Annotated in this window: 20 protein-coding genes; 12 read left to right on the top strand and 8 right to left on the bottom strand. The window is 59.2% G+C overall.

Going from position 1 to position 24,109, the window contains the following annotated elements; all coding sequences use genetic code 11:
* The first annotated feature begins 107 nt into the window (after window positions 1-107).
* From mpl to IB252_RS26620, 3 genes are read left to right on the top strand one after another with little or no spacing between them, the layout of a single operon-like run.
* Complete coding sequence (gene mpl, locus IB252_RS26610) at window positions 108-1,457, top strand: UDP-N-acetylmuramate:L-alanyl-gamma-D-glutamyl-meso-diaminopimelate ligase (RefSeq protein WP_192410807.1); 1,350 nt, start codon at window positions 108-110, stop codon at window positions 1,455-1,457.
* Window positions 1,454-2,086, top strand: coding sequence for a flavin prenyltransferase UbiX (ubiX, locus tag IB252_RS26615; protein ID WP_111451183.1), 633 nt, complete (start codon window positions 1,454-1,456; stop codon window positions 2,084-2,086). The genes mpl and ubiX overlap by 4 nt, the downstream gene beginning before the upstream one ends.
* Window positions 2,079-2,363 carry a YceK/YidQ family lipoprotein gene (locus IB252_RS26620; protein WP_111451182.1) on the top strand — a complete coding sequence of 95 codons (285 nt, stop codon included), beginning with the start codon at window positions 2,079-2,081 and terminating at the stop codon, window positions 2,361-2,363. Before ubiX ends, IB252_RS26620 begins: the two co-directional genes overlap by 8 nt.
* Before the next feature lie 56 nt (window positions 2,364-2,419).
* Here the strand turns inward: IB252_RS26620 and IB252_RS26625 are convergent, their stop codons facing one another.
* The 3 genes from IB252_RS26625 to IB252_RS26635 form a co-directional block, all read right to left on the bottom strand.
* On the bottom strand, window positions 2,420-3,061 hold the full coding sequence (locus IB252_RS26625; RefSeq protein WP_111451181.1) for an oxidoreductase: 642 nt from the start codon (window positions 3,059-3,061) through the stop codon (window positions 2,420-2,422).
* 27 nt (window positions 3,062-3,088) lie between these two features.
* Entirely contained in the window at window positions 3,089-4,807 is a 1,719-nt protein-coding gene (locus IB252_RS26630; protein WP_192410808.1) for a C13 family peptidase, read from the bottom strand.
* A 112-nt stretch (window positions 4,808-4,919) separates the two neighbouring features.
* Window positions 4,920-5,375, bottom strand: a complete 456-nt coding sequence (locus tag IB252_RS26635) for a MaoC family dehydratase (protein WP_008152797.1) — start codon at window positions 5,373-5,375, stop codon at window positions 4,920-4,922.
* A 195-nt stretch (window positions 5,376-5,570) separates the two neighbouring features.
* On the opposite strand from IB252_RS26635, the gene IB252_RS26640 reads away from it, so the two are divergent.
* From IB252_RS26640 to IB252_RS26650, 3 genes are read left to right on the top strand one after another with little or no spacing between them, the layout of a single operon-like run.
* Complete coding sequence (locus tag IB252_RS26640) at window positions 5,571-5,933, top strand: CidA/LrgA family protein (protein ID WP_008152799.1); 363 nt, start codon at window positions 5,571-5,573, stop codon at window positions 5,931-5,933.
* Window positions 5,930-6,646: an LrgB family protein gene (locus IB252_RS26645; RefSeq protein ID WP_192410809.1), complete on the top strand. Its 717-nt coding sequence runs from the start codon at window positions 5,930-5,932 to the stop codon at window positions 6,644-6,646. The genes IB252_RS26640 and IB252_RS26645 overlap by 4 nt, the downstream gene beginning before the upstream one ends.
* A 10-nt stretch (window positions 6,647-6,656) precedes the next feature.
* Window positions 6,657-7,247, top strand: a complete 591-nt coding sequence (locus IB252_RS26650) for an LON peptidase substrate-binding domain-containing protein (RefSeq protein WP_008152802.1) — start codon at window positions 6,657-6,659, stop codon at window positions 7,245-7,247.
* Between the two features lie 15 nt (window positions 7,248-7,262).
* Here the strand turns inward: IB252_RS26650 and IB252_RS26655 are convergent, their stop codons facing one another.
* The 5 genes from IB252_RS26655 to IB252_RS26675 all read right to left on the bottom strand — a co-directional run bounded on the left by IB252_RS26655 (window position 7,263) and on the right by IB252_RS26675 (window position 17,861).
* Window positions 7,263-9,302, bottom strand: a complete 2,040-nt coding sequence (locus IB252_RS26655; protein ID WP_192410810.1) for a hypothetical protein — start codon at window positions 9,300-9,302, stop codon at window positions 7,263-7,265.
* A gap of 88 nt (window positions 9,303-9,390) precedes the next feature.
* Window positions 9,391-11,763: a hypothetical protein gene (locus IB252_RS26660; RefSeq protein ID WP_192410811.1), complete on the bottom strand. Its 2,373-nt coding sequence runs from the start codon at window positions 11,761-11,763 to the stop codon at window positions 9,391-9,393.
* 60 nt (window positions 11,764-11,823) lie between these two features.
* Entirely contained in the window at window positions 11,824-15,060 is a 3,237-nt protein-coding gene (locus tag IB252_RS26665; RefSeq protein ID WP_192410812.1) for a calcium-binding protein, read from the bottom strand.
* A 609-nt stretch (window positions 15,061-15,669) separates the two neighbouring features.
* Window positions 15,670-16,986 (bottom strand): bifunctional DedA family/phosphatase PAP2 family protein, encoded by a 1,317-nt coding sequence (locus IB252_RS26670; RefSeq protein ID WP_192410813.1) that lies wholly within the window; start codon window positions 16,984-16,986, stop codon window positions 15,670-15,672.
* A 176-nt stretch (window positions 16,987-17,162) separates the two neighbouring features.
* On the bottom strand, window positions 17,163-17,861 hold the full coding sequence (locus IB252_RS26675; RefSeq protein ID WP_192410814.1) for a DNA-3-methyladenine glycosylase: 699 nt from the start codon (window positions 17,859-17,861) through the stop codon (window positions 17,163-17,165).
* Between the two features lie 189 nt (window positions 17,862-18,050).
* Between IB252_RS26675 and IB252_RS26680 the strand changes: the two genes are divergently transcribed.
* From IB252_RS26680 to rodA, 6 genes are all read left to right on the top strand, one after another.
* Entirely contained in the window at window positions 18,051-19,322 is a 1,272-nt protein-coding gene (locus IB252_RS26680; RefSeq protein WP_111451174.1) for a glutamate-5-semialdehyde dehydrogenase, read from the top strand.
* A gap of 1 nt (window position 19,323) precedes the next feature.
* On the top strand, window positions 19,324-20,013 hold the full coding sequence (gene nadD / locus IB252_RS26685; RefSeq protein WP_263864884.1) for a nicotinate-nucleotide adenylyltransferase: 690 nt from the start codon (window positions 19,324-19,326) through the stop codon (window positions 20,011-20,013).
* Window positions 20,014-20,085: 72 nt separating this feature from the next.
* Entirely contained in the window at window positions 20,086-20,580 is a 495-nt protein-coding gene (gene rsfS / locus IB252_RS26690; RefSeq protein WP_111451172.1) for a ribosome silencing factor, read from the top strand.
* A 9-nt stretch (window positions 20,581-20,589) separates the two neighbouring features.
* The gene (gene rlmH / locus IB252_RS26695) at window positions 20,590-21,057 is read left to right on the top strand and encodes a 23S rRNA (pseudouridine(1915)-N(3))-methyltransferase RlmH (protein WP_007937439.1); all 468 of its coding nucleotides are present in this window, start codon (window positions 20,590-20,592) and stop codon (window positions 21,055-21,057) included.
* A 10-nt stretch (window positions 21,058-21,067) separates the two neighbouring features.
* Window positions 21,068-22,963 carry a penicillin-binding protein 2 gene (gene mrdA, locus IB252_RS26700; RefSeq protein ID WP_111451171.1) on the top strand — a complete coding sequence of 632 codons (1,896 nt, stop codon included), beginning with the start codon at window positions 21,068-21,070 and terminating at the stop codon, window positions 22,961-22,963.
* A 31-nt stretch (window positions 22,964-22,994) separates the two neighbouring features.
* A complete protein-coding gene (gene rodA, locus IB252_RS26705; RefSeq protein WP_192410905.1) occupies window positions 22,995-24,098 on the top strand; it encodes a rod shape-determining protein RodA in 1,104 nt (367 codons plus the stop codon).
* Window positions 24,099-24,109: the final 11 nt, after the last annotated feature.

The following is a 24,109-nucleotide window of genomic DNA, read 5'->3' on the forward strand; positions in this document are numbered from 1 at the left end:
CTCCTCTCCCCTCTGGGGCGGTCCGACGTTTCGGGAGGGCTTCACCTAAAGAGTGCGAATTTTCCCACCCTAAGCTAACCTGCGGCCATGTTTTACGAGGTCGACTAATGCACATTCATATTCTTGGTATCTGCGGCACTTTCATGGGTTCGATGGCGGTTCTGGCCAAAGAGCTGGGCCATCACGTGACGGGCTCCGATGCCAACGTCTATCCGCCGATGAGCACTCAGCTTGAGGCTCAGGGCATTGAGTTGACCCAAGGCTATGACCCGGCGCAGCTTGATCCAGCGCCGGATCTAGTGGTGATCGGTAATGCCATGTCCCGCGGCAACCCGACTATCGAATACGTGCTGAACAAAGGCCTGCCGTACGTCTCCGGCCCGCAATGGCTGGCGGATCACGTGCTGCAAGGTCGCTGGGTGCTGGCCGTCGCCGGTACCCATGGCAAAACCACCACCAGCAGCATGCTCGCCTGGGTACTGGAACACGCAGGCATGAGCCCGGGTTTCCTGATCGGCGGCGTGCCGCAAAACTTCTCGGTGTCCGCTCGTCTGGGTGATACGCCATTCTTCGTGATCGAAGCCGACGAGTACGACAGCGCGTTCTTCGACAAGCGCTCCAAGTTTGTTCACTACCGCCCGCGCACGGCGATCCTGAACAACCTCGAATACGATCACGCCGACATCTTCCCCGATCTGCCAGCCATCGAGCGGCAATTCCACCATTTGGTGCGGACTATCCCGAGCGAAGGCCTGGTGATCCACCCGACCACCGAGCCTGCGTTGCTGCGCGTCATCGAAATGGGCTGCTGGACCCCGGTGCAAACCACCGGCGCCGGTGGTCAGTGGCAGGTCAAACTGCTCAGCGAAGACGGTTCGAAATTTGAAGTGATGTTCGAAGGTGTCGCCCAAGGTGTGGTCGAGTGGGACATGACCGGCCAACACAACGTCGCCAACGCCCTGGCCACATTGGCTGCGGCGCGCCACGTCGGTGTTGTACCGTCCATGGGCATCGCTGCACTGAGCGCATTCAAAAGCGTCAAGCGCCGGATGGAGAAAGTCGCGGAAGTACGTGGCATCACCATCTATGACGACTTCGCGCACCATCCGACGGCAATTGCGACGACCCTCGACGGTCTGCGCAAGCGCATCGGCGATGCACCGCTGATCGCGATCATCGAGCCGCGCTCCAATTCCATGAAACTCGGCGCTCACCGCGACGGCTTGCCGGAAAGCGTGGTCGATGCCGATCAGGTGATCTGGTATGCGCCGGCCAACCTCGGTTGGGACCTGGGGGCTACTGCTGCGTTGTGCACGGTGCCGTCGATCGTCAGCGATTCGCTGGAAGGCATCATCGAGCGCGTGAAGAGCCAGGCCCAGCCTGGCACTCACGTGGTGATCATGAGCAACGGCGGCTTCGGCGGCCTGCACGGCAAACTCGCCGAGGCGCTGCAATGAACAACGGCCCGGAACGCATCACGCTGGCGATGACCGGGGCTTCCGGCGCCCAGTATGGTTTGCGTCTGCTGGACTGCCTGATTCGTGAAGACCGCGAGGTGCACTTCCTGATTTCCAAGGCGGCGCAACTGGTGATGGCCACCGAGACTGACGTTACGTTGCCGCCGAAAACCCAGATGATGCAGGCCTTCCTCACCGAATACACCGGCGCTGCCGCCGGGCAGATTCGGGTGTATGGCAAGGAAGACTGGATGTCGCCAGTGGCTTCGGGCTCCGGCGCGCCGGCAGCGATGGTGGTGGTGCCGTGTTCCACCGGGACCTTGTCGGCTATTGCTACGGGAGCCTGCAACAACCTGATCGAGCGTGCTGCCGACGTCACCTTGAAGGAACGTCGCCAGCTGATTCTGGTGCCGCGTGAGACGCCGTATTCGAGCATTCATCTGGAGAACATGCTCAAGTTGTCGAACATGGGCGTGACGATTTTGCCGGCGTCGCCAGGCTTTTATCATCAGCCGCAAACCATCGACGACTTGATCGATTTTGTCGTGGCGCGAATTCTCAATCTGCTGAACATTCCCCAGGACATGCTGCCGCGTTGGGGCGAACATCATCTGACCAGCGATGAATAAGCTGCTGGCAATGGTGCTGGCGCTGCAATTGGCTGGCTGCGCCACGGCGCGAACGCTCGATGCCGCCAAGCCAGGGGCGCCGGTGGTGTATTCGGGAACGCGTCTGGATTTGTATGCCTTGAATGGCGGCTGCTGCGCCATGGACCGCTTCGGCGCCGAAGCCCCGAGCTACCCTGGCGTCGACCTGCCGGCCAGCGCGTTGCTCGACACGCTGCTGTTGCCGCTGTCGGTGCTCACGGTAATCGGGGTAAGTTTTCAGGCGACGGGTGGGTTGTAAAATTGAGAGCGGCTCTTGTGGCGAGGGAGCAAGCTCCCTCGCCACAGGTCTGCGGATTATTTGCCTAACTTGCGCAACTCATCCGATTCCACAATCCGCACCCCATCCTGCTCTTCCAGCGCCAGTCGCCACATGGCACGGGCCAGTTGGCAGGCTTCGATGCCGCGGTATTTGCCGGGGATCAAACGGGACAAGGGCCCGACGAATTGCTCAGCCATACGCGGTTCCATACGCTCGCCCAGCAACAACGAAGGTCGGCAAATGGTCAGTTGCGGCCAGTCCTGTGCGCGCAATGCATATTCCATCTCGCCTTTGACCCGGTTGTAGAAAATCGGGGACCTGCGATCGGCGCCCAGGGCACTGATCACGATCAGGTGCCGTGCGCCCAGCTCCCGTGCACGTTTGGCGAACGCCACCACCATGTCCAGGTCCACCGCACGAAAGGCCTCTTCCGAGCCGGCTTTCTTGATAGTGGTGCCCAGGCAGCAGTAGGCAATGTCGACGCGACCATTCAATTGCGGCAGAAACTCCGCTGGGTCGCCGACCGGATTTTCCAGGTGGGGGTGCTCGGCCAATGGCCGGCGTGAGGGCGCCAATACTCGTGAGATCGTGGGCTCATTGAGCAGGCGATCAAGTAAATGTTCACCGGTCAACCCGGTAGCTCCGGCAAGCAATACGTGTTGAGGCGTCAAGTACATAGTGTTTCCCCCTTGATACTCTTCAGCTTAGTTGCTCTTTGCATCCTTGCTGTCGGAGGAGACACTTCGAAGCGCTTTTCGTGCCTGCTGCTTGCGTAGCAGCTGCCAGTGAGAGAGGACGGTTTTCGGCGCCCAGATCTGCGGTTCAGAGGCTTCGAAGCTGTCCGCGAGCTCGCGTTCCGCAACGGTGGCCCTGGCCAGTTTGAAGGCTTGCTCCAGGTCGTCGGTCTGGTTCAGTGCCTGGGCGAACAGCGCGTCGCCGAAGTAGGTGAAGTTGGCTTCTTCCGAGCAGCCAAAGGACACGCGGTCAGCGCGCGAGGCGGTCATGATCAGGGTGCGTTCATCCTTGAGAGCCGGAATGAAGCCGCCCGAGTAACAGGACGAAATCACGATGATCTTGTCGCGGTTTTTCAGCGGAGAGAGCACCGTGGCGAGTTCGTCGGCCGGAAGATCGGACAGTTCCATGCGCGGCTGGTCGAGCACCAGTTCGTGTTCGCTGGAGCCGTGGCTGGTCAGGTAGATGAAGATCAAGTCTTCCGGGCCACTGCGTTCGGCCAGGGTGGCGACGGCGCGGCGCAGGTTTTCCCGGGTGGCCATCGGCCGGTCGACGAGGTGGTCGCGATGGTTCACCAGGCGGATCTGGCCAAACGCACCAAAGCGGCTGCTGAGCATGTTGCTGACGTAATCGGATTCGCGCAGGAACACGCTTTGCTTGCCGTCACCGCCCAGGGTCAAGGTGTACAACTCGACCGCTGGGGTCGAAGCCGGCACGTTGGACAGTGCATCGTTGAGCAAACGGCCCTGTGCCAGCAAACCGAGTTCCAGGCTATCGGGCAGCAGCTTGCCATCGGCATCGCGAACCCGCTGGCCATTGACCCACGTACCGTTTTGCACCGTGCCGTCAGTCAGCACCAGGGTGCCGTGCCCCGAGTAACTGTCACCGTCGAATTGACCAATGTAAAAGCTGCCGTCGGGCAGGTTCAATCGACCTTGGCCGGAGAAGCGCCAGTCGCTGAACTGGCCGATGTAATGGCTGCCGTCGGCACCGATCAACTCGCCCTTGCCGTTCAGCGAACCTTCCTTGAATTGACCGAGCCAGACATCACCGTCGGCGTTCTCGTAGCGGCCCTTGCCGTGCAGTTGGTTGTTCTTGAAGCTGCCGACATAGATATCGCCATCGGCGCTGTTGAACGTCCCGTTGCCTTCGAGCTGACCGTCGACGAAATGCCCGGTGAACTGATTGCCGCTGGCGTCGCTCCGTTGGCCTTCGCCGTTGGGTTTGCCGTGGGCGAACTGGCCCTGATACGAACTGCCGTCTTCGAGTTCGAGACGACCGAGCCCTGAATATTGATCGGCCTTGAATTCACCGCGGTAGGTCATGCCGTTTTCTTTGAGGGTGCCTTCGCCGTCCCGTCGGCCGGCTTTGAAACTGCCGGTGAAGCTGCTGCCGCTGGTGGTCAGCGTGCCCTTGCCGTCGAACAGCCCCAGGTTGAATCCCCCTCGATAGACTTCGCCGTTACTGCCGTGCCATTCGCCCTGGCCATGCCATAGGCCCTTGTCGAAATCGCCGGCGTACCAGCTGCCGTTCGGGTAATCGATACGGCCCTGGCCTTGCAGCAATCCGTTGACCAGTTCGCCGCGATAACGTCCACCGTCCGGCAAGCGGGCGTCGGGGGGCAACAGCGATTCGCCGTCGCCGCAAGCGGTGAGCAATAGGGTCAGAGCGAGGAGTGCAAGTGGGCGCATAGCGGGATCCGGGCAATTAGGCGACCGAGTATGCCGCAGCTGTTTGACCTTATATAGCCAGGAAACAGGAGAGGGCGCGAAACAGCGTGAGCTGCTTCGCATCCGGGATGGGTTACACGAAGCAGAGAGACAGTGGCTCGGCGATGTAGGCCGGCTTGTCCGAACCTTCGATCTCAAGCGTGGCGGTGGCCTTGAGCAGCCATTGGCCGGGTTTCTTCTCGGTGACTTCGTTCATGTCGACCTTGAGTCGTACCCTGGAATTGACCTTCACTGGCTGGATGAAACGCACGGTATCCAGACCGTAGTTGACCACCATCTTCGCCCCTTCAGGGAGGATCAGGATGTCTTCCATCAATTTGGGGATCAGCGACAGCGACAGGAAACCGTGTGCAATGGTGCTGCCAAATGGCGTTTGCGCGGCTTTGACCGGGTCGACGTGGATGAACTGATAGTCCCCTGTGGCTTCGGCGAACAGGTTGATGCGCTCCTGATCGATGGTGAGCCATTCGGAACGTCCGAGTTCCTTGCCGACATAATCTTTGAGCTCTGCAACTGGAACATAGGGCATTGAGACTCTCCTTGGGTTCATCGGTTTTATAGTTTTGAGGTGGGGGGATTTGACCTCCCGGATTACCACTTTAGATCAACATGGCAAATGGCTCCGGTCAACTGACCATGATTTTGGCGAATGCCGGTCTATAGCGTTGGCGTGCTTATAATGCTCGGCCCGTTTGTGCGGGATGATATTGGCGGGAGATGACGGATGTTGTTACGTGGCCTGACCTGGCTGGTGCTGTTCCAATTGCTGGGCACAGCCATCAACCACTTGTTTTTACCGATACTGCCGGGGCCGATTGTCGGCCTGCTGTTGCTGTTGGTATTCCTGATCAGCCGTGGCCAGGTTGGCGAACCGCTGAACCTCGCGGCCAGCAGTCTGCTGCGTTACCTGCCGTTGTTGCTGGTGCCGCCCGCCGTGGGTGTGATGGTTTACGCTAAAGACATTGCCGCGGATTTCTGGGCCATCGTCGGTGCGCTGGTGTTGTCTCTGTTGCTGTCCATGGCCTTCGCTGGCGTGCTGATGCAGCGCATGGTCAAGCGTCACGCTCATCGTGAGGATGGCCAATGATCTTCGACTGGCACGGCGCCTGGGCGTCGGTGATTCATCATCCATTGTTCGGTATCGGTATTACGCTGGGGGCTTATCAGCTGGTGCTGGCGGCGTTCGAGAAAACCCGCTGGATCTTTCTGCAACCGGTGCTGGTCTCGATGCTGCTGGTGATCGGTGTATTGGTGGGTTGCGGCCTGACCTATGCCGAGTACCGCAAGAGCACCGAGATCCTCAGCATCCTGCTCGGGCCTGCGACCGTGGCGCTGGCTGTACCGTTGTACCTCAATCTGCGACGCATTCGGCAGTTGTTCTGGCCGATATTTACTACGCTGGTGATAGGTGGCGTCGTCGCCACCGGCATGGGTGTATTGCTGGGCTGGTCGTTTGGTGCCGAACACATGATCCTGATGACCATGGCGCCGAAGTCGGTGACGTCGCCGATTGCCATGCTGGTGGCAGAGCAGATCGGTGGCGTCGCGGCGCTGGCGGCAGTGTTCGTGTTGATTACCGGGGTGATCGGGGCGATCTTCGGGCCGAGTCTTTTGACCAGGCTGGGTGTGCGCAGCCCTGAGGCGCGCGGTATGGCACTGGGCATGACGGCGCACGCGGTAGGCACTGCGGTGGCGATGCAGGAAAATGAAGAATGCGGCGCCTTCGCGGCGCTGGCGATGAGTCTGATGGGCGTGGCCACGGCAGTTTTCCTGCCGTTGGCGGTGTCGATGGTGGTGTAAGGAAATGTCTATGAGCTTGCCGCTTTTTCCGCTGAACACAGTGTTGTTTCCTGGCTGCATCCTCGATTTGCAGATCTTCGAGGCGCGCTACCTGGACATGATCAGTCGCTGCATGAAGCAGGGCGGTGGCTTTGGCGTGGTGTGCATCCTTGACGGTGAAGAAGTCGGCATTGCCCCGGCGGGCTACGCGCTGGTCGGATGCGAGGCGCTGATCACTGATTTCAAACAGCAGGACAATGGCTTGCTGGGCATTCGGGTGCAGGGTGGGCGGCGTTTCCACGTGTTGCGCACCGAGATTCAGCGCGATCAGCTGACTGTCGCCGAGGTCGAGTGGCTGGAGGACGAACCTGAGCAACCACTGCAGGATGAGGACGCCGACCTGGTTGCGCTGCTCAAAGCCTTGGCCGAACACCCGATGGTCGAAGCGTTGAATATGGGCACCGAGGCAACCGGGCAGCAGTCGTTGGCCAATCAGTTGGCGTATCTGTTGCCGTTTGCCGAAGTGGACAAGATCGACCTGCTGCAACTCGATGATCCGCAGCAGCGACTGGATGCAATTCAGGCGCTGCTGGATGAGCTGCAAGGCGAATTGTTCGCCTAGAGCCTGCCGACTGGATCAGGCGGTTGTCGGCGTTATCAAGTCAGGCGTAAAGACCACGTCGTTGGAGAACACTTCCTTACCGGCGGGAAAGTTAATCACCGGTTTGTTTGCCGCCGCCACCTGATCGATCAACATGTCGTAGTCACTCAGGTTGTTTGCGCCGGCCCATGTCCGCTCTTCGATACTGTCAGCCTCGCCTCTGGTTGAGTGGTCGGCGTGAACATAGGATTGCAAGTAAATGTCACTGACCCGTGCTGCGCGGGTAAAGGTCGAGTTGACCAGCCAGATCCGGTCTGCGCTGAAGCCACGGCTGGATACTGAAATATGGCCTTCCAGATCATCATCGGGAAACCAGGTTTTACCGCCGGTTCTTTTCGATTCGTCGAGCGCATCCCTGTTGAAATGATAGTTTTCACGAGCCGGGACGATCTCGATGTTGCGGGTGTCGAGCAGGTAACAAAAGGCAATGTTCTGGTTGAGTCTTTTCGGGTAATAGTCCTTCTCCGTGATCCGTCCCGGTTCGCTGTCCGAGCCGCTGTCGGCATCGGAGTCTGCCGCACTGTCAACGGATTCTGTATCGCTCGACTGGGTTCGGCTCAAGTCGCCGGGGTACTTGTGGTACTGAGTGTCGTACAGAAGTTCTTCTATCCCGGATTGCTTGCCGAACTGGCGGATGTACTGTTTCGCGTCGTTCAGACTGAAGGTCGCGCTCACAGCCTTTTGTGTCGTCGAGCCCTCACCGAGATCCTGGCGCGGGAGCATATGGCCGTCCCGGGAAAATTCGAAAGGCGTGCGGTCATCGCCCCTGAACATCGCGGGTATATCGGTACGGTACAAACAGTTGTATTTATTGCGCTTGTACCCGGCGTACGCCAGTAAGCCATCGAGATAGGCGCGGGTGTAATGGGCATTGAAATCCGTAAAGCCTCGCCCGCGGTTTCGCAGGCTGAAGATTTCAGGCAGCAACTCCTCGTAGGCGTCGTCGAACCGGTTGACGTTTGTCTCGTCGATGGACGTTTGTTTATGGTTCTCGGCCCACTGCGGGGTGGTGCCGTTGGCTTGCATCTCGGCGAGCATCTGTGTGAGTTGCCGGTTCGACAGGTTGTAAGGCTTCATCGTCGCCACCACCTCGTCCAGGGTTTTGTGCGGGCCGCGCAAGTTCATCCGGACTTGAAGCTGTTCAAGAAGCTTGCCTCTTTCTTCTGCGGTTATACGCGCCATCTCGACGTAATCAGGGGTGTTTCCCGTCTCTGTGGTCGGCTGCGTATCCGGCAGACGCAGTGGTGTCGCCGGCAAATCGGGCCTCGATAGCTCCTCGATCAATGGGCGTTTTTTAGAAGGCCCTGGTTGCTCGTCGATCAGTGGCCGCTTCTTGGGAGGTGTTGCTTGAGAATGACGCTGGTCGAGCTGCACAGTGTCGAACATCGCCTTCAATTGCCCGTATGAGTGTGGCTCCATTAACTCGGCAAATTCGTCCTGCTGCTTGTCAGGTGCCATCCAGCTCATCGAGGACTCGCCAGGCAGCGACTCGGCATCCGTAGCAGCCTTCGACGATGCCAGGCGCCAGGTTCTGCTATCTGGGTTGAGCCGCAATGCCGGTCCCGAGGCCGTCAGTTCATTACGCCGTTTTGCCCGATACATTCCGACAGCGGCGTCGAACTCGACAAGCACCGTTCCACCGGACTGAATATCGACGTACCGGCGTTGTGCCTGGACTCTAAACCCGTCAGCGCCGGGTGCAGGCAAGAGGTTTGAAGAGGATGTGGACAGACGGAACAGGTGCAGTGGGTCGGAGCCGGAAGCGGCGGTTGGTGCTCCGGCAGTGGGGGTGTCCTGGACATTCAAGGCGGGCAAAGGCAGCAGAGAAGGCTGAGTCTGGGAGAGGCCAGAGATGGGTAACAAGGGGGCTGGCGGCGTAGTGTCCGATGACATGCCTGCCTGCAGATTTGGGTGAACGATTGCAGAGTGCCCTGTCCCCTGCAGTGGCGGCAGATTCAATGCGGGTGGTTCAGGTATGTTTATTTTCGGTATTGAAGATACTGGTGGTTTTGGCATGTTGGAATCCTTTCCAATAGTGGCCTGAAAGATGACCGGCTCCCGGAAGTCGAGGGCCGGTCTTATTCAACGATGAGCAGAGCTGACCTTATGGAAACACAATGTCGTTAGAGTATATTTCCCCGTCAGGAAGTTTGATGACAGGTTTGCCAAAGTTTGCGGCCTGATCGATCAAGTCGTCATATTCCCACTCGTTGTGGTCACCGCTCCATGTTCTTTCTTCAATGGGTCTGCCCGCACGGGGTCTGTGCCTGGCGGACTCGGGCTGACGTAGGTACAGGGCGCAGATGTCATTGATCTTCGCTGCACGTGTCCCGCTCGAGTTGATCAGCCAGATCCTGTCAGCACTTAAGCCGCGCGCAGACATTGAAATGTGGCCTTCATATGAATCGTCGGGAAACCAGATCTTTTCACCGGGCTTTTTTTCGGTTCGCGCATAGGCATTGAAAGCCAGGTTTTCTTCGCCAGGCACAACTTCAATATTGCGGGTGTCGAGCAAATAGGTAAATCCGATGCGCTGATTTTGCCTTTTTGCGATGTAGTGTTTGTCATGGAAGCGTAAGAGCGGGTTACCTGAGCTGTCCTCATCACTGCTGGATGAACTATCGTCACTGCTTGATGAACTATCGTCACTGCTTGATGAACTTTTGCCTCTTTCTTCGTATCTGCGGGTTCCGCTGTAGTCGATTAATTCCCCTGGGTATTTGTGATGCTGAGTGTCATACAGCAACGCTTCCACCTCTGGAGCGCTGCGAGCATGTACATACGCCTCCGATAGACTGAACGTTGCGCTCACGGCTTTTTGTGTGGTTGATCCGACACCGTGTTTCTGGCGTGGGCGCATGTGATCCTCGAAAAACTCGAAGGGGTTGCGGTCGTCCCCCCTGAACATGGCCGGAATATCGGTTCTGTATAAGCAGTTGTATTTGTTGCGCTGGTACCCGGCCTTTGTGAGCAGGGCATTGAGATATGGACGGGTGAAGTTGTCGGAGAAGGCGATGTTGCCGGTTGACTGGTTTCTGAGGTGCAGTATCTCGGGCAACAGTTCTTCGTAGACTTCATCGAACCGATGAGGGTTGGTTTCGTCCATGGAAGAATGTCTGAGGTCCTCGACCCACTGGGGAATGCGCCCTTGGGCCTGCACGTCACTGACCAGTCGCGAGAGCTGTCGCGTCGACAGGTTGTAGGGTTGAATCTGGCGGGTGATCTCCTCCAGCGATTTCGTGGCTGGTCCCGTGCTTGTCAGGGATCGAAGTTGTTCGATCAGTTGGTCTCTCAGTGCTCCGTACTCAACGGACTTCGTAATGTAGTCGGGCACTGCGGGACTATCCGCTGTGGGGGATTGCTCGTCCGCCAGGCGTGGGCGCTTTGCCTCGGCTCCGGTTTGCGCTTGCGGGTTGGCCAGCTTGCGTTTGTGTACTTCACGTTGGCGCCTGGCGACCGAATCGAGACTGACCCTGTCGAGTTGCGCCGCCCATTGCTCGACCGAATAGTTCAGAGGCTCCATTCGCCGGTTAAATTCATCCCGGCTCATATGTGGCGCCAACCAGCGGCGAAGTTCATCGAGAAGATACGATTTCTGAAGCCGCTCCTGTCGAATGGAGGCCCATTGCGGCTTCATCCCGGTGACCGTGACTTCGTCGCGGAAACGGGTGATATCACTGCCGGAAAGATCGTACATATCCCACAGGTCACGATCGGTCCACGCCGCTAGCTTGGCCGCCGGCTGGTCGATCGGGGTCGAGCCCGGTTCGACTTTGACGAACGAACCGTTGTCATCCTGAAAGGCCATATGGGTTTCGGGTCCTACGTGTGCGTCCAGGCCTCTTTTTCGATGCAGAACGACGTATCCCTGAAGGTTTGTTGCGTCCGGGTTCCAGACATAGTGTGTGCTATCAAGGTAGATGCGTGGGGCGATAGCAGTCGTTGACATGTTTACTGGCGGCGGGGCGGGAGGATTGAGGCTCCAGCTTTTTCCATCGTTGTTCAGGTGCAATACCGGTCCGCTGGGCGTCACTTCGAAGCGACGTTGTGCCCGGTATGTGTTCGTGCCTGCGTCATAGCTGACTTGGACTGTACCGTTGCCCGGGATGTCGGCGTACATGCGTTGGGCATGGATTCGCAAGCCGGCGTCGTTTGGCGGGGGCAACGTGTTTGCCGAGTAGACCGACACTCGAAACCCATTCAATGGATCATTGCCGAGAGGACGTGTCGGCACCGTGGACCCAGCGAGTGCCTGTGTTTGTATCGGCTGCGGGACGTCGGGCAACAGACCGGGTGTCAGCCCAGGCGCATGGGGCGTGCCATCAGGCCATCCCGCAGCAGGTTGCATCGACTCCAGCCCTGTGTTCACGCGAGTGCCCGGCAGCGACGCATCCGCTTGCAGTCGCGGCGGGGTCGTCGTCGGCAGCTCAGGCAGGTTGATTTTGGGTATCGAAGATATCGGTGGTTTGGGTGCCATGTTGGAATCCTTTCCAGTGTTGAAACGGTATTTGAATGAAATCAGGTGTGACGCATTCGATCATTGATTCGTTGGGGTTTCGTTCACGGGCGCGCGCACGATGTGCATGTCCTCATGTTGCAGCTTGCGCGACCAGTCACCTTCGAGCGTCCAGTCTTCGGCGACGCTGTCGTAGTAAATGGCTTTGCTGTCATCGTCACGCAATTGCAGATTGCGGATGAGCACCAGGTCGGTCATCGGTTCGTTGCCTTGGCGATGCAGACGGATCCCTGCCTGGATCGCGTCGATGCTGGAATAGGCCTGGGCATTGATTTCTGCCAGAAGCACCACGGCAAATTCCTGTTCGATGTCATACCGGTGACCGGATGAGGTAAAAACACGCACCGTTTCCATCAGCGCGTCACCGGTCTCGTCATTGGGCAGCAGAATAAGGATGTGGCTGACCCATAGTTGTGCGCCGCTCAGGCGGATGTGCTCGCGGCCGATCGTCTCACTCAGGTGCTGTGTATGAATATTCCATGTTGAGGTACCGATGGCAGTGGCAATCGCGACCGAAGTCGACAGCCTGAGGATGGTGTCGGCCGCCGGATGAATGTCGTAGGTCGCGGCCTGTCCCTCCAGCACGAGAATGCCGGCCTGGGGCGCGGCCTGGATGTCCACCCGCAAGTCCTGCGGTTTAAGCACGGTGGGCGGGTGGGCAGCGGGTTGCTGCATCAGGTAGTGACCGCTGCGCTCAACCAGCGAGCGGGGCGTCAATACAGTCCTGTGACCCTGTTGGAGTTGGTCTTCAAGATAGGAATGGTGCGGCAGTCCTACCCGATAGGAGATTCCGTCGCGCATGATGAGCACAAAGTTGTGTGTGGGCATCAGCCCCGACGCGATCAGGTTGCCCATGACATTGCTACCGACCCCCGGGCGATTGCGGGCCATGTCTTTCAGCGTCAGGCGCTTTTGATCCGTGAAACGCAAGGTCAAGTTGACGTCTTGGTAGCGCAGGTAGTTGGAGTTGATGTTGCGGGTTGACCTGACCGTGTACTCCGCCTCTACGGCTTCTATTTCATGACTGTCGTAATCCAGGAATAGCGTGCTGAGCGTCGTTTCGCTCACGTGCCGGACAGCCAGTACGGTCGACGCCAAATGTCGATAGACGAAGTAGCTTGAGTGCGGTGCGCTGGAGGCGACATGGTCTCCTCCCTTCAACAGTTGCGGCGGGGTTGCAGGTTTGCCCCGCGCCAGGATGATTGCGTTGACGTCGACGCTGTCGCGGCCATCGAGCTGTTGCGGCAAGTCAGGTTTGAGTGAGTAGAGATCCTTGGTGCGCACTATCAGTTTGTCGTTGCACAGCAGGCGCTTGTCGGCTTCCTGGCGATAAATCCCTTTGACCGTGACGGTGATCTGCGGCAGTTCTCCATCTATGCCGTGAAGAGCGGACAGCACCAGCGAAGTCCCTTCGACCCGCCAGCCTTGAATGCGTTCGAGCGTCCAGTCGAGGTCGATGAGACTGGGGTCCTGGCCATCTTCGATCAGTGTGGTGGCGTCGGTTTTGTCGGCGATGATGTAGTGATCTTCGCCGGGACCGCCGTTGGCCTGGCTGTTTGGCCCTTTGATCACAATCGTGTCGGCACCTGCGCCGGTGTCGGCAATGTCCGCGTTTCCACGCAGGACGATTCGGTCCGCCTGCGAACTGCCGGTGATGCTATTCGCGGCGTCCGCCAGTGTTTCGACAGTTTCCACAGACTCAAAGCGCAGCGGCGGGGTGTCGGGGCTGACGCGCAGGTTCAGTTGCCCTGTTTGCAGGTCAATGCGCACGCCCTGATGCGGCTTGTCGCGCGAGACCTTGCCTTCCAGTTGCAGCGTGTCATTGCCGGCACCACCTCGCAGCTGACTGCCTGACAGATCGGTGGGCTGGAGAGTGTCGGCGGCGATCCGAAAGCTGAAAATATCATCCTTGTCGCCACCAGTGAGGGTCTTTTTTCCCGCGCCGTAGCTGAACTGGTTGGGTTTGTCCCTAACCCCCACAACGGTGTCGTCGCCGCCTCCCAGTTGCCAGAGGATGGCCTTGTGCTCGCCCGCGCTGCCGATGATTGCGCCCGGGATGTGGCTGATGCCTTCACTGGCATCGAACGTGTCGTCGGTTTCCTTGATGACGGCTTCCTTTTCCTCGATGTAAGGACTTTCGCCGCCAGCATCGTCCCACTGGTATTTCCAGTGCTTGACGGTCTGCAATTCGACTTGATAGCTGCCTAACACTACCGCTTCGACAGTGTCTTTCAATTCGTTGTCCAGCCAACCTCGGGCCGTCTTTCTCAGTAGCTCGCTGTAGTTGCTGTCGGTTTTGGCGACGAGGTAGCGGTCGAGAATGTCTCGATCCATGGTTTGCCCGGTGAACGCAAACCAACCCGAGCGCAAGCGTTCGTGGGTGCTCAATGTAATGTAATCGTCGATGTCATCGACCTGGCGGGCGGCACCGTAAATTCTTGCACCCAGGATGAGCACGGCACCCGCCGCAATCCCGATCGGGCCGGCGGCACTGAAACCGGCAAGAGCCGCTATACCCAGAACAATACTCAGCCCGGCGCTGGTCAGGCTAAGCGCTGCATTGAAGTAGTGATCCTGAGCTTGTTTGCCGGTGGCGCTGGCGGCGTCGTTGAACGCTTTGATGGCGGTGTAGATATCGAAGGGAAGAGTCAGGACACTGGCAAGCAGGCCGGCGCCGCGTGCCAGGTACTTGCCGGCACTGGTTTTGCTGAACCCTGTAAACACCTTGCCGCCACTGAGCATCATGTTTCTGCCGATGTTTTCCAGACCTCGCTCGAGGAACAAAGACCCCACCTCGGCAGTGATCCCGCCTACGTTGATGCCGGCTTCAACCAGGTCGCCTTTCTTCAGTGCTTCTGCGGTGCCCATGATGCCGCTGTAGATGCCGTAACCCTGGAGCCCGACGCCCATGCTGGTCATGCTGCGGCTTTTGACCTTGTCGGCCCAGCTCGGCAGGTTTTCAGGCAGCGATGGGGTACTCAATGACAATTGCTGGGCGGAGTCCAGCAGTTTGCCAAGGCTTTGCATGGACGCTGACAAGTCGGAGGATGATGCTGAAAGCACAGATTGGGCGCAGGCCGAGCGTAGAACGCCGAGTTCAAACAACAACCCCGCGCAGCTGTCGCTATGTTGAGGGGATTGCAGCCTGCCCTCGATCTTGGCCGGATCAAATTGCAGGGCGTTTATGAACGTCTGGTCGGGCTCAAGCTGAATCGGATGATTTGCGTTGATCACCTGGCCATTGAGTCTTGCCCCCATGTCATACAAGTCCTGGCGACTGATGGTTAATTCGCCAATGCGAACCGGACCGTTCAATTGATCCTGGAGTAAGAGTCTGTTCCGACGTTGTTCATCTTGGGGCGTGGATGAGGGCATCCGTGCCGAGAGAGAAGGGGGCGTTTCGGTAATACGGATGTTTATCGGCAGTGTTGGATTTTGCCCGGTGGATATGGAAGGCGTGGACATGGTTCGCGTATCTCTTTTTTCATATAGATGTAATTCGGTTCTTGGGCCTCATGTTGGCGTTGAACAGTATTGTTGAGGTGGATGTTGCAGGTGCGGTACATATTTATAGCTTTGGTTGTTTTATATGCTCTCGCGGACGCTTTTTTTGAGGGTTTTATGTATTGATGGGTTGGGGGGAGGAGGGTGTAACTTCGAGAAGGCGGCATAACTATGCTTTCGAAAAGAGGGGCGGCAGTAAAAATACTGTTGATGCAATGATGTTGTAAGTTGAGGTTGAATTAAGCCACACCATAAATATGGGGCGCTGTTTCATCAACTACTGCGATCTTCTGACGGTAATAGCGGTCAGTCCAGGCAGTTCACAGCTTCTCTTCGAAAGGAGAAGCTGCGAGCCCTTCGCTATCAGTACGAGTAACGCAACAGAGCGTGAGGCAAATTCCACAGTGCGAAGAAGCCGAGCAATGCCATCAACACCGGCAAGACCAACCACCAGACTTTGGTCGGCATCGGATTCAGGACTGTCTGGCGCTGGGTCACGGCCAGGCTGGCCGCACAAACACAAGCTGCCAGTACCGCTCCGGCCAGGACATCGGTTGGCCAGTGCGCGCCCAGATAAACCCGCGACATGGCGATGGACACAGCCGGCAAGCAGCCGAGCAGCAGCCAGGTCAGGCGCATGCGCGTTGGCTGGCCTCGGCCAGCCAGTACCGCCAGGGTCAGGAACAGCGCAAACGAACCAGACGAATGACCACTGGGCATGCTGTAGCTGCTCAGTGGATCGGCCAGTACTTCCGGGCGCATCCGGGCGAACAGGTTTTTGGTTCCGGTGTTCGCCAGCGCGGTGATCAGCAGCGTGCTGCCGGCGAAGAGCATGTGTCGCCATTGTCGGGTAACCAACAGCAGGATCGTCAGCACCGCACTGATCACGAACATGTTTTTGAACTCGCCGAGCTGGGTGAGCATCACCGCTACTTCATCCAGTAGCGGGCTGCGGTGCTCCTGTATCAGCGTCATCAAGCCCTGATCGAAGGCGTTCAGATGCGCAAAGCCAATAAACAACCCACCGAGGATCACCAGGCTGAGGCCGGCGATGTATACGGTCACCAGGCGATGAGCGCGCACGCTGCTGTTGACGCTCAGGCCTACCAGCGCCGCGATGCTGCCGATCACCAGCCCGACCTGTGGCCAGAAACCTTCCGGCAACGGCAAGCGAATCGCCGCGCCCGTGGCCCAACCGGGTAGCAGGTAAGCGACGCTCCAGCCAGCGGCGGCCAGCAAGCTGACGGCGGCGAAGCGCGGGAAGGGCATGTCGAACATCCCCGCGACCATCGGCAGCATCGGCCGCAGCGGACCGATGAAGCGCCCGACCAGCAGGCTGGCGATGCCGTAGCGCTGGAAATACGCTTCGGCGCCGGCGATCCATTCCGGATGATGGCGCAACCCTGGCAGGCGCCGGATGTTCTGATGGAAATGTCGCCCGATGAAGTACGAAACGATGTCCCCCAGCACCCCGGCGAGAAAGCCCAGCAGCAGCGTTTCACCCAGTGACAGCGCGCCACTGCCGGCCAGGACCGCCACGGCAAACAGCAGCACCGTGCCAGGTACGATCAACCCGGCAATCGCCAGGCATTCCACAAAGGCCACTATGAACACCGCCGCGGCCAGCCATTGCGGGTTGACCGTCAACCAACCGGTCACGCTATCGAGCCATGGGCCCATAAAAACAACTCCATCGATTATTCAATTGGCCCCAAGGGACAAACGCGATCTTCAAAACGCTATAAATCCCCTGTGGGAGCGGGCTTGCTCGCGAAGGCGGAGTGTCAGTCGGCACTAATATCGACTGAAAGGGCCCCTTCGCGAGCAAGCCCGCTCCCACACTGGATTTTCATTGTTCAGGTCAGCAAAAAATAATCGCGACCTTCGACCTGCCCCCGTCGCAACGGGTTGCGCGTGCAATACGGCGCGTAAGCCGCGTCGACGAAACGGTACATCAAATGCTCATCGCGGCCGTGGGGAATGCCCAGGCGCGTGGTTTGTATGATGTGAGCGGGCGCCGGGCCGACATCTTCCACCAGCAGCACTTCATGGTCGAAGCGCTTTGCGTCCCAGACCGGAACCTTCAGGCCCAACGCTTTGCAGAGCAACGTCTGTCCGGCACAAAGTTTTTGCGAGGGGCGAGGGCGACCCTGAGCGTCGGGATTGTTCAACAGCATCTGCGCCAGGCTCGCCGGCCCGCTCAAGTCATCGACCCACGGATAGGCGGATTTGATCAGCACAGCATTGCCCGGCCCCTGGGCGCTGAAGTTCAGGGAATCGCCGCCACGGGCGTAGTACATATAGATGTGGCCGCCATCCAGAAACAAAGCCTTACGTTTTTCTGTGTAGCCGAGGGAGGCGTGGCTGCCTTTTTCTTCGAAGTAATAGGCTTCGGTCTCGATGATCCGGGCGCTGAGCCACAGGTCGCCGACCCGGTGACGAATGACTTTGCCGAGTAAATCCCGAGCCAGCGTTTGGGCATCTCTGTCGAAAAATGCATCCGCGAGCCCCTTGGGCAGGCTTGTCGCGGGCGTGCGAACAGTCAGGTTAGTCATGATGAACGGTGTTTATCAGGGCTGATTGAGCCGCGATGATAACAATTTGCAGCTTAATCACGGCTGAACGTCGGCAAATTGCCCTCCATTTCGACCATCCGCCCGTCACCGCTGTTAGTCCCGGGACGCGACAGCTATAATCTGCCGCTTTACTCTTTACCAAGACCTTAGCAAAGACCACTCCAGACCATGACTGAGTCCGTTCTTGACTACATGACCCGATTGGGTCGCGCTGCCCGCGAAGCTTCTCGCGTCATCGGCCGTGCCAGCACCGCGCAGAAAAACCGCGCCTTGCAGGCTGCTGCCAATGCGTTGGACGCCGCACGCGCCGAGCTGACGGCTGCCAATGAACTGGATTTGGCCGCTGGCCGCGCCAATGGTCTTGAGCCTGCATTGCTTGAGCGTCTGGCGCTGACCCCGGAACGCATCGACGGCATGATCGTCGGTTTGCGTCAGGTGGCGGCTCTGCCGGACCCGGTCGGCGCGATCCGCGACATGAGCTTTCGGCCGTCGGGCATTCAGGTCGGCAAGATGCGCGTGCCGTTGGGCGTGATCGGGATCATCTACGAATCCCGGCCGAACGTGACCATCGATGCCGCCAGCCTGTGCCTGAAGTCCGGCAACGCGACCATCCTGCGTGGCGGCTCCGAGGCGATTCATTCCAATCGTGCCATTGCCGCCTGCATCCAGCGCGGTCTGGCCGAAGCCGATTTGCCTGCCGCCGTGGTGCAAGTGGTCGAAACCACGGACCGTGCCGCCGTTGGCGCGCTGATCACCATGCCGGAATACGTCGACGTTATCGTGCCCCGTGGTGGCCGTGGCCTGATCGAGCGCGTCAGCCGTGACGCTCGCGTGCCGGTTATCAAGCACCTGGACGGCATCTGTCACGTTTACGTCAGTGCTCATGCCGACCTGCCGAAAGCCCAGCGCATCGCGTTCAACGCCAAGACTTACCGCTATGGTATCTGCGGTGCCATGGAAACCCTGCTGGTGGACCAGTCGGTCGCCAAGGATTTTCTGCCGTCGATGGCTGCACAGTTCCGCGAAAAAGGCGTAGAGCTGCGCGGCTGCGAACGCACCCGGGCGATCATCGAGGCTGTTGCAGCGAGCGAAGAAGACTGGAACACCGAGTACCTGGCGCCCATTCTATCGATCCGTGTGGTCGACGGGCTGGACCAGGCCATCGAGCACATTAATAAGTACGGCTCCCATCACACCGATTCGATCGTCAGCGAAAACCTGGCCGACACCCGGCGTTTCGTCGCGGAAGTCGATTCATCGTCGGTCATGATCAACACCCCGACATGCTTCGCCGATGGCTTCGAATACGGATTGGGTGCCGAGATTGGCATTTCTACTGATAAGCTGCACGCCCGCGGCCCGGTGGGCCTCGAAGGTCTGACCTGCGAGAAGTACATCGTGGTCGGTGATGGCCAGTTGCGCGGCCAGGCGTCGGACTGACTTGGGCGACCTCGACCTGTCAGCCCCGGTAACCGCCAGCGAGCCTGCGCCTCGACGCATTGGCATGCTGGGCGGAACCTTCGATCCGGTGCACATCGGCCATTTGCGCAGTGCGCTGGAAGTCGCCGAATCGCTGGCGCTCGATGAGCTGCGTCTGACACCCAGTGCCAGACCGCCTCATCGCGGTACGCCGCAGGTATCGGCGAAAGACCGTCTGGCGATGGTCGAGTGCGCGGTGGCCGGTGTGGCGCCGCTGGTGGTGGACGCCCGCGAATTGCAGCGGGACAAACCGTCCTACACCATCGACACCCTGGAACTGATGCGCGCAGAAATTGCCGCCTCCGACCAGGTTTTTCTACTTTTGGGCTGGGACGCATTTTGCGGCCTGCCCACTTGGCACCGCTGGGAAGAGTTGCTCCAGCATTGCCACATCCTGGTGCTGCAACGCCCGGATGCCGACAGCGAACCGCCGGATGCCTTGCGCAATCTGTTGGCGGCACGCTCGGTGAGCGACCCGCTGGCCCTCAAAGGGCCGAGCGGACAGATTGCATTCGTCTGGCAGACACCGCTCGCGGTATCCGCCACCCAGATCCGTCAACTGCTGGCCAGCGGTAAGTCGGTACGTTTCCTGGTGCCCGACGCGGTCCTGGCCTACATCGATGCGCACGGTCTCTACCGTGCGTCGAACTGAAAAAGGGCGCGCTTCAAAACACGTGAACGCGTGTACCGAAGCGCCCGAACATACGAGCAAAACGAGTTTTATATGACGAACAAAGACGTAACTAAAGTAAAGCGCAAAGGCACGTTCAAGAGCGCCCCGCTGCCAGTAGAAGTTCCAACCGGCCCCGAGCTGCGCGGCGAAGAGCTGGTCAAGGTTGCCGTAGCGGCCCTGGAAGACGTCAAGGGCCAGGACATCCAGGTGATCGACGTTCGTGAAAAGCAGAGCATCACTGACTTCATGATCATCGCCACCGGTACGTCCAACCGCCAGATCGGCGCGATGCTGGATAAGGTCCGCGAAGCGGTCAAAGCCCAGGGCGTCAAGCCGCTGGGTGAAGAAGGCAAGGGCGACAGCGACTGGGTCCTGCTGGATATGGATGATGTCATCGTGCACATGATGACCGCTTCGGCTCGTCAGTTTTACGACCTGGAGCGTCTGTGGTCCGGTGCAGAACAGAGCCGTGCTCTGAACGCGGCTCACCACAGCCCGGAAAACACCCATGAGCACTTCGTCAAGCTCAACAAAGACCAGCAATAAGGGACCGCTGTGCGACTGCGACTGATCGCTGTCGGTTCTCGCATGCCCAAGTGGGTGGAAGAAGGCTGGCATGAATATGCCAAGCGTCTTCCGTCCGAGCTGGCGCTGGAACTGGTGGAAATACCGCTCAACACCCGTGGCAAGAACGCCGACGTGGCGCGCTTCATCCGTCAGGAAGGCGAAGCCATGCTGGCCAAGGTCGGGCCGAACGAGCGTGTTGTGACCCTCGAAGTCCACGGCAAGCCCTGGAGCACCGAGCAACTGGCGGTCGAGCTCGATCGCTGGCGGCTGGACTCGCGCACGGTGAATTTCATGGTCGGCGGCCCCGAAGGGCTGGCGCCGGAAGTCTGTGCCCGGGCCGATCAGCGCTGGTCGCTCTCGCCGCTGACGTTGCCGCACCCGCTGGTGCGAATCCTGATCGGCGAACAGCTGTATCGTGCCTGGACAGTCCTGTCCGGCCACCCTTACCACAAGTAGTTCTGCCCTCATGCCCCAGCCGATCCGCATCAAGGACCACGAAAAAGACGCCCGTCTGGTGCGTGGCCGCGTCGTGTTCGGGGCAATTGCGGTGGTGTCGCTGATCTGTGTGCTGATCGCGCGGCTGTATTTTCTTCAGGTGATCCAGTACGAGTACCACTCGACCCTGTCGGAAAACAACCGCGTCCATGTGCAGCCGATTCCGCCGACCCGCGGGCTGATTTTCGACCGCAATGGCGTGGTGGTGGCCGATAATCGGCCCAGCTTCAGCCTGAGCATGACCCGCGAGCGCTCCGGCGACTGGCAGCAAGTGCTCGACGTCATTGTCGAAGTGCTGGAGCTGACGCCCGAGGACCGGGTGATTTTCGAGAAGCGCATGCGTCAGGGGCGCCGGCCATTCGAGCCGGTGCCGATCCTGTTCGAGCTGACCGAAGAACAGATCGCCCGCATCGCGGTGAATCAGTTCCGTCTGCCGGGCGTGGAAGTGGTCGCGCAGCTGGTGCGTCACTATCCGCAGGGCGCGCACTTTGCGCACTCAGTGGGTTACATGGGGCGGATCAACGAGAAAGAGCTCAAGTCTCTGGACCCGGTGAGTTACAGCGGCACCCATCAAATTGGCAAAACGGGCATCGAGCGCTTCTACGAGCCCGAATTGCACGGTCAGGTCGGTTACGAAGAAGTCGAGACCAACGCCCGTGGCCGCGTGCTGCGGGTACTCAAACGTACCGAACCGATTTCCGGCAAGGACATCGTCCTGAGCCTGGACATCAAATTGCAGGAGGCCGCCGAAGCTGCACTCGGCGGTCGCCGTGGCGCAGTGGTGGCGCTGGACCCGAAAACCGGCGAAGTCCTGGCGATGGTCAGTCAGCCGAGTTTTGACCCGAACCTGTTTGTCACCGGCATCAGCTTCAAGGCCTATTCCGAGCTGCGCGACTCCATCGACCGGCCACTGTTCAACCGCGTGCTGCGCGGCCTGTACCCGCCGGGTTCGACCATCAAACCGGCCGTGGCAATTGCCGGCCTGGATTCTGGCGTTGTGAACGCGTCGAGTCGGGTGTATGACCCCGGCTATTACCAGCTGCCCAATTACGATCACAAGTACCGCAACTGGAACCGTACCGGCGACGGCTACGTCGATCTGGACACGGCGATCATGCGCTCCAACGACACCTACTTTTACGACCTGGCCCACAAGCTGGGGATCGATCGGCTGTCGGCTTACCTGGGCAAGTTCGGCATTGGCCAGAAGGTCTCGCTGGACATGTTCGAAGAGTCGCCGGGGCTGATGCCGACACGGGAATGGAAGCGGGCAACCCGTCGTCAGGCCTGGTTCCCGGGCGAGACGCTGATTCTGGGGATCGGTCAGGGCTACATGCAATCAACGCCCTTGCAACTGGCCCAGGCCACGGCGCTGGTCGCGAACAAGGGGGTGTGGAACCGTCCGCACCTGGCCAAGACCGTTGAAGGCGAGCGGCCGAAGGATGAAAACCCGATGCCGGACATCATCCTGCGTGACCCGTCCGACTGGACCAAGGTCAACCACGGCATGCAGCAGGTGATGCACGGTGCCCGTGGCACTGCGCGCAAAGCGGCGATCGGTTCGCAATACCGGATTGCTGGCAAGAGTGGTACGGCCCAGGTGGTCGCGATCAAGCAGGGTGAGAAGTACGACCGTTCCAAGGTTCAGGAGCGTCACCGCGACCACGCCTTGTTCGTCGGCTTCGCGCCGGCCGACAACCCGCAAATCGTGGTGTCGGTGATGGTCGAGAACGGTGAATCCGGTTCCGGCGTCGCCGCGCCCGTGGTGCGTCAAGTCATGGACGCCTGGCTCCTGGACCAGGACGGCCGACTGAAAGCCGAATACGCCAGCCCTATCAGTGCGGAGGCTACGGCCCGTGAAGAGTAATTTCGATCGCATCCTCTCCAGTGAGGATGTGATGCGTCGCCGTGCGACGCTGTTGCAACGCCTGCACATTGACGGCCCGTTGCTGATCCTGCTGTTGACGCTCGCCGCCGGCAGCCTGTTCGTGCTGTATTCGGCCAGCGGTAAAAGCTGGGATCTGCTGGCCAAGCAAGCCACTTCGTTCGGCATCGGTCTGGTATCGATGATCGTCATCGCCCAATTCGAACCGCGGTTCATGGCCCGTTGGGTGCCAGTCGGTTATGTGGTCGGTGTGCTGTTGCTGGTGGTGGTGGATGTCATGGGCCACAACGCCATGGGTGCTACGCGCTGGATCAACATTCCCGGGGTAATCCGCTTCCAGCCCTCGGAATTCATGAAGATTCTGATGCCGGCGACCATCGCCTGGTACTTGTCCAAGCGCACCTTGCCGCCGCAGCTCAAGCATGTGGGTGTCAGTCTGTTTCTGATTGGCTTGCCCTTCATCCTGATCGTGCGTCAGCCCGACCTCGGCACTTCGCTGCTGATTCTGGCCGGCGGTGCGTTTGTGCTGTTTATGGGTGGCTTGAAGTGGCGCTGGATCATCAGCGTGATCGCCGCCGCCGTGCCGGTGGCCGTGGCGATGTGGTTCTTCATCATGCACGACTACCAGAAACAGCGAATCCTGACCTTCCTCGATCCGGAGAGCGATCCGTTGGGCACTGGCTGGAACATCATTCAGTCGAAAGCCGCCATCGGTTCCGGCGGCGTGTTCGGCAAAGGCTGGTTGCTTGGCACTCAGTCGCACCTGGACTTCCTGCCGGAAAGCCACACCGACTTCATTATTGCGGTCATGGGCGAAGAATTCGGCCTGGTGGGTATCTGCGCACTGCTGCTGATTTACCTGCTGTTGATCGGCCGCGGGCTGGTGATTACCGCTCAGGCCCAGACATTGTTCGGCAAATTGCTCGCGGGCAGCCTGACCATGACGTTTTTTGTTTACGTTTTCGTCAACATCGGTATGGTCAGTGGCCTGTTGCCGGTTGTGGGGGTGCCGTTGCCGTTCATTAGCTACGGAGGAACTTCGCTGGTGACGCTGCTGTCAGCGTTTGGGGTTTTGATGTCGATCCATACCCATCGCAAGTGGATCGCTCAGGTTTGAATAAGGTGAAG

Source organism: Pseudomonas sp. PDM10 (assembly GCF_014852295.1).
Taxonomy (GTDB): domain Bacteria; phylum Pseudomonadota; class Gammaproteobacteria; order Pseudomonadales; family Pseudomonadaceae; genus Aquipseudomonas.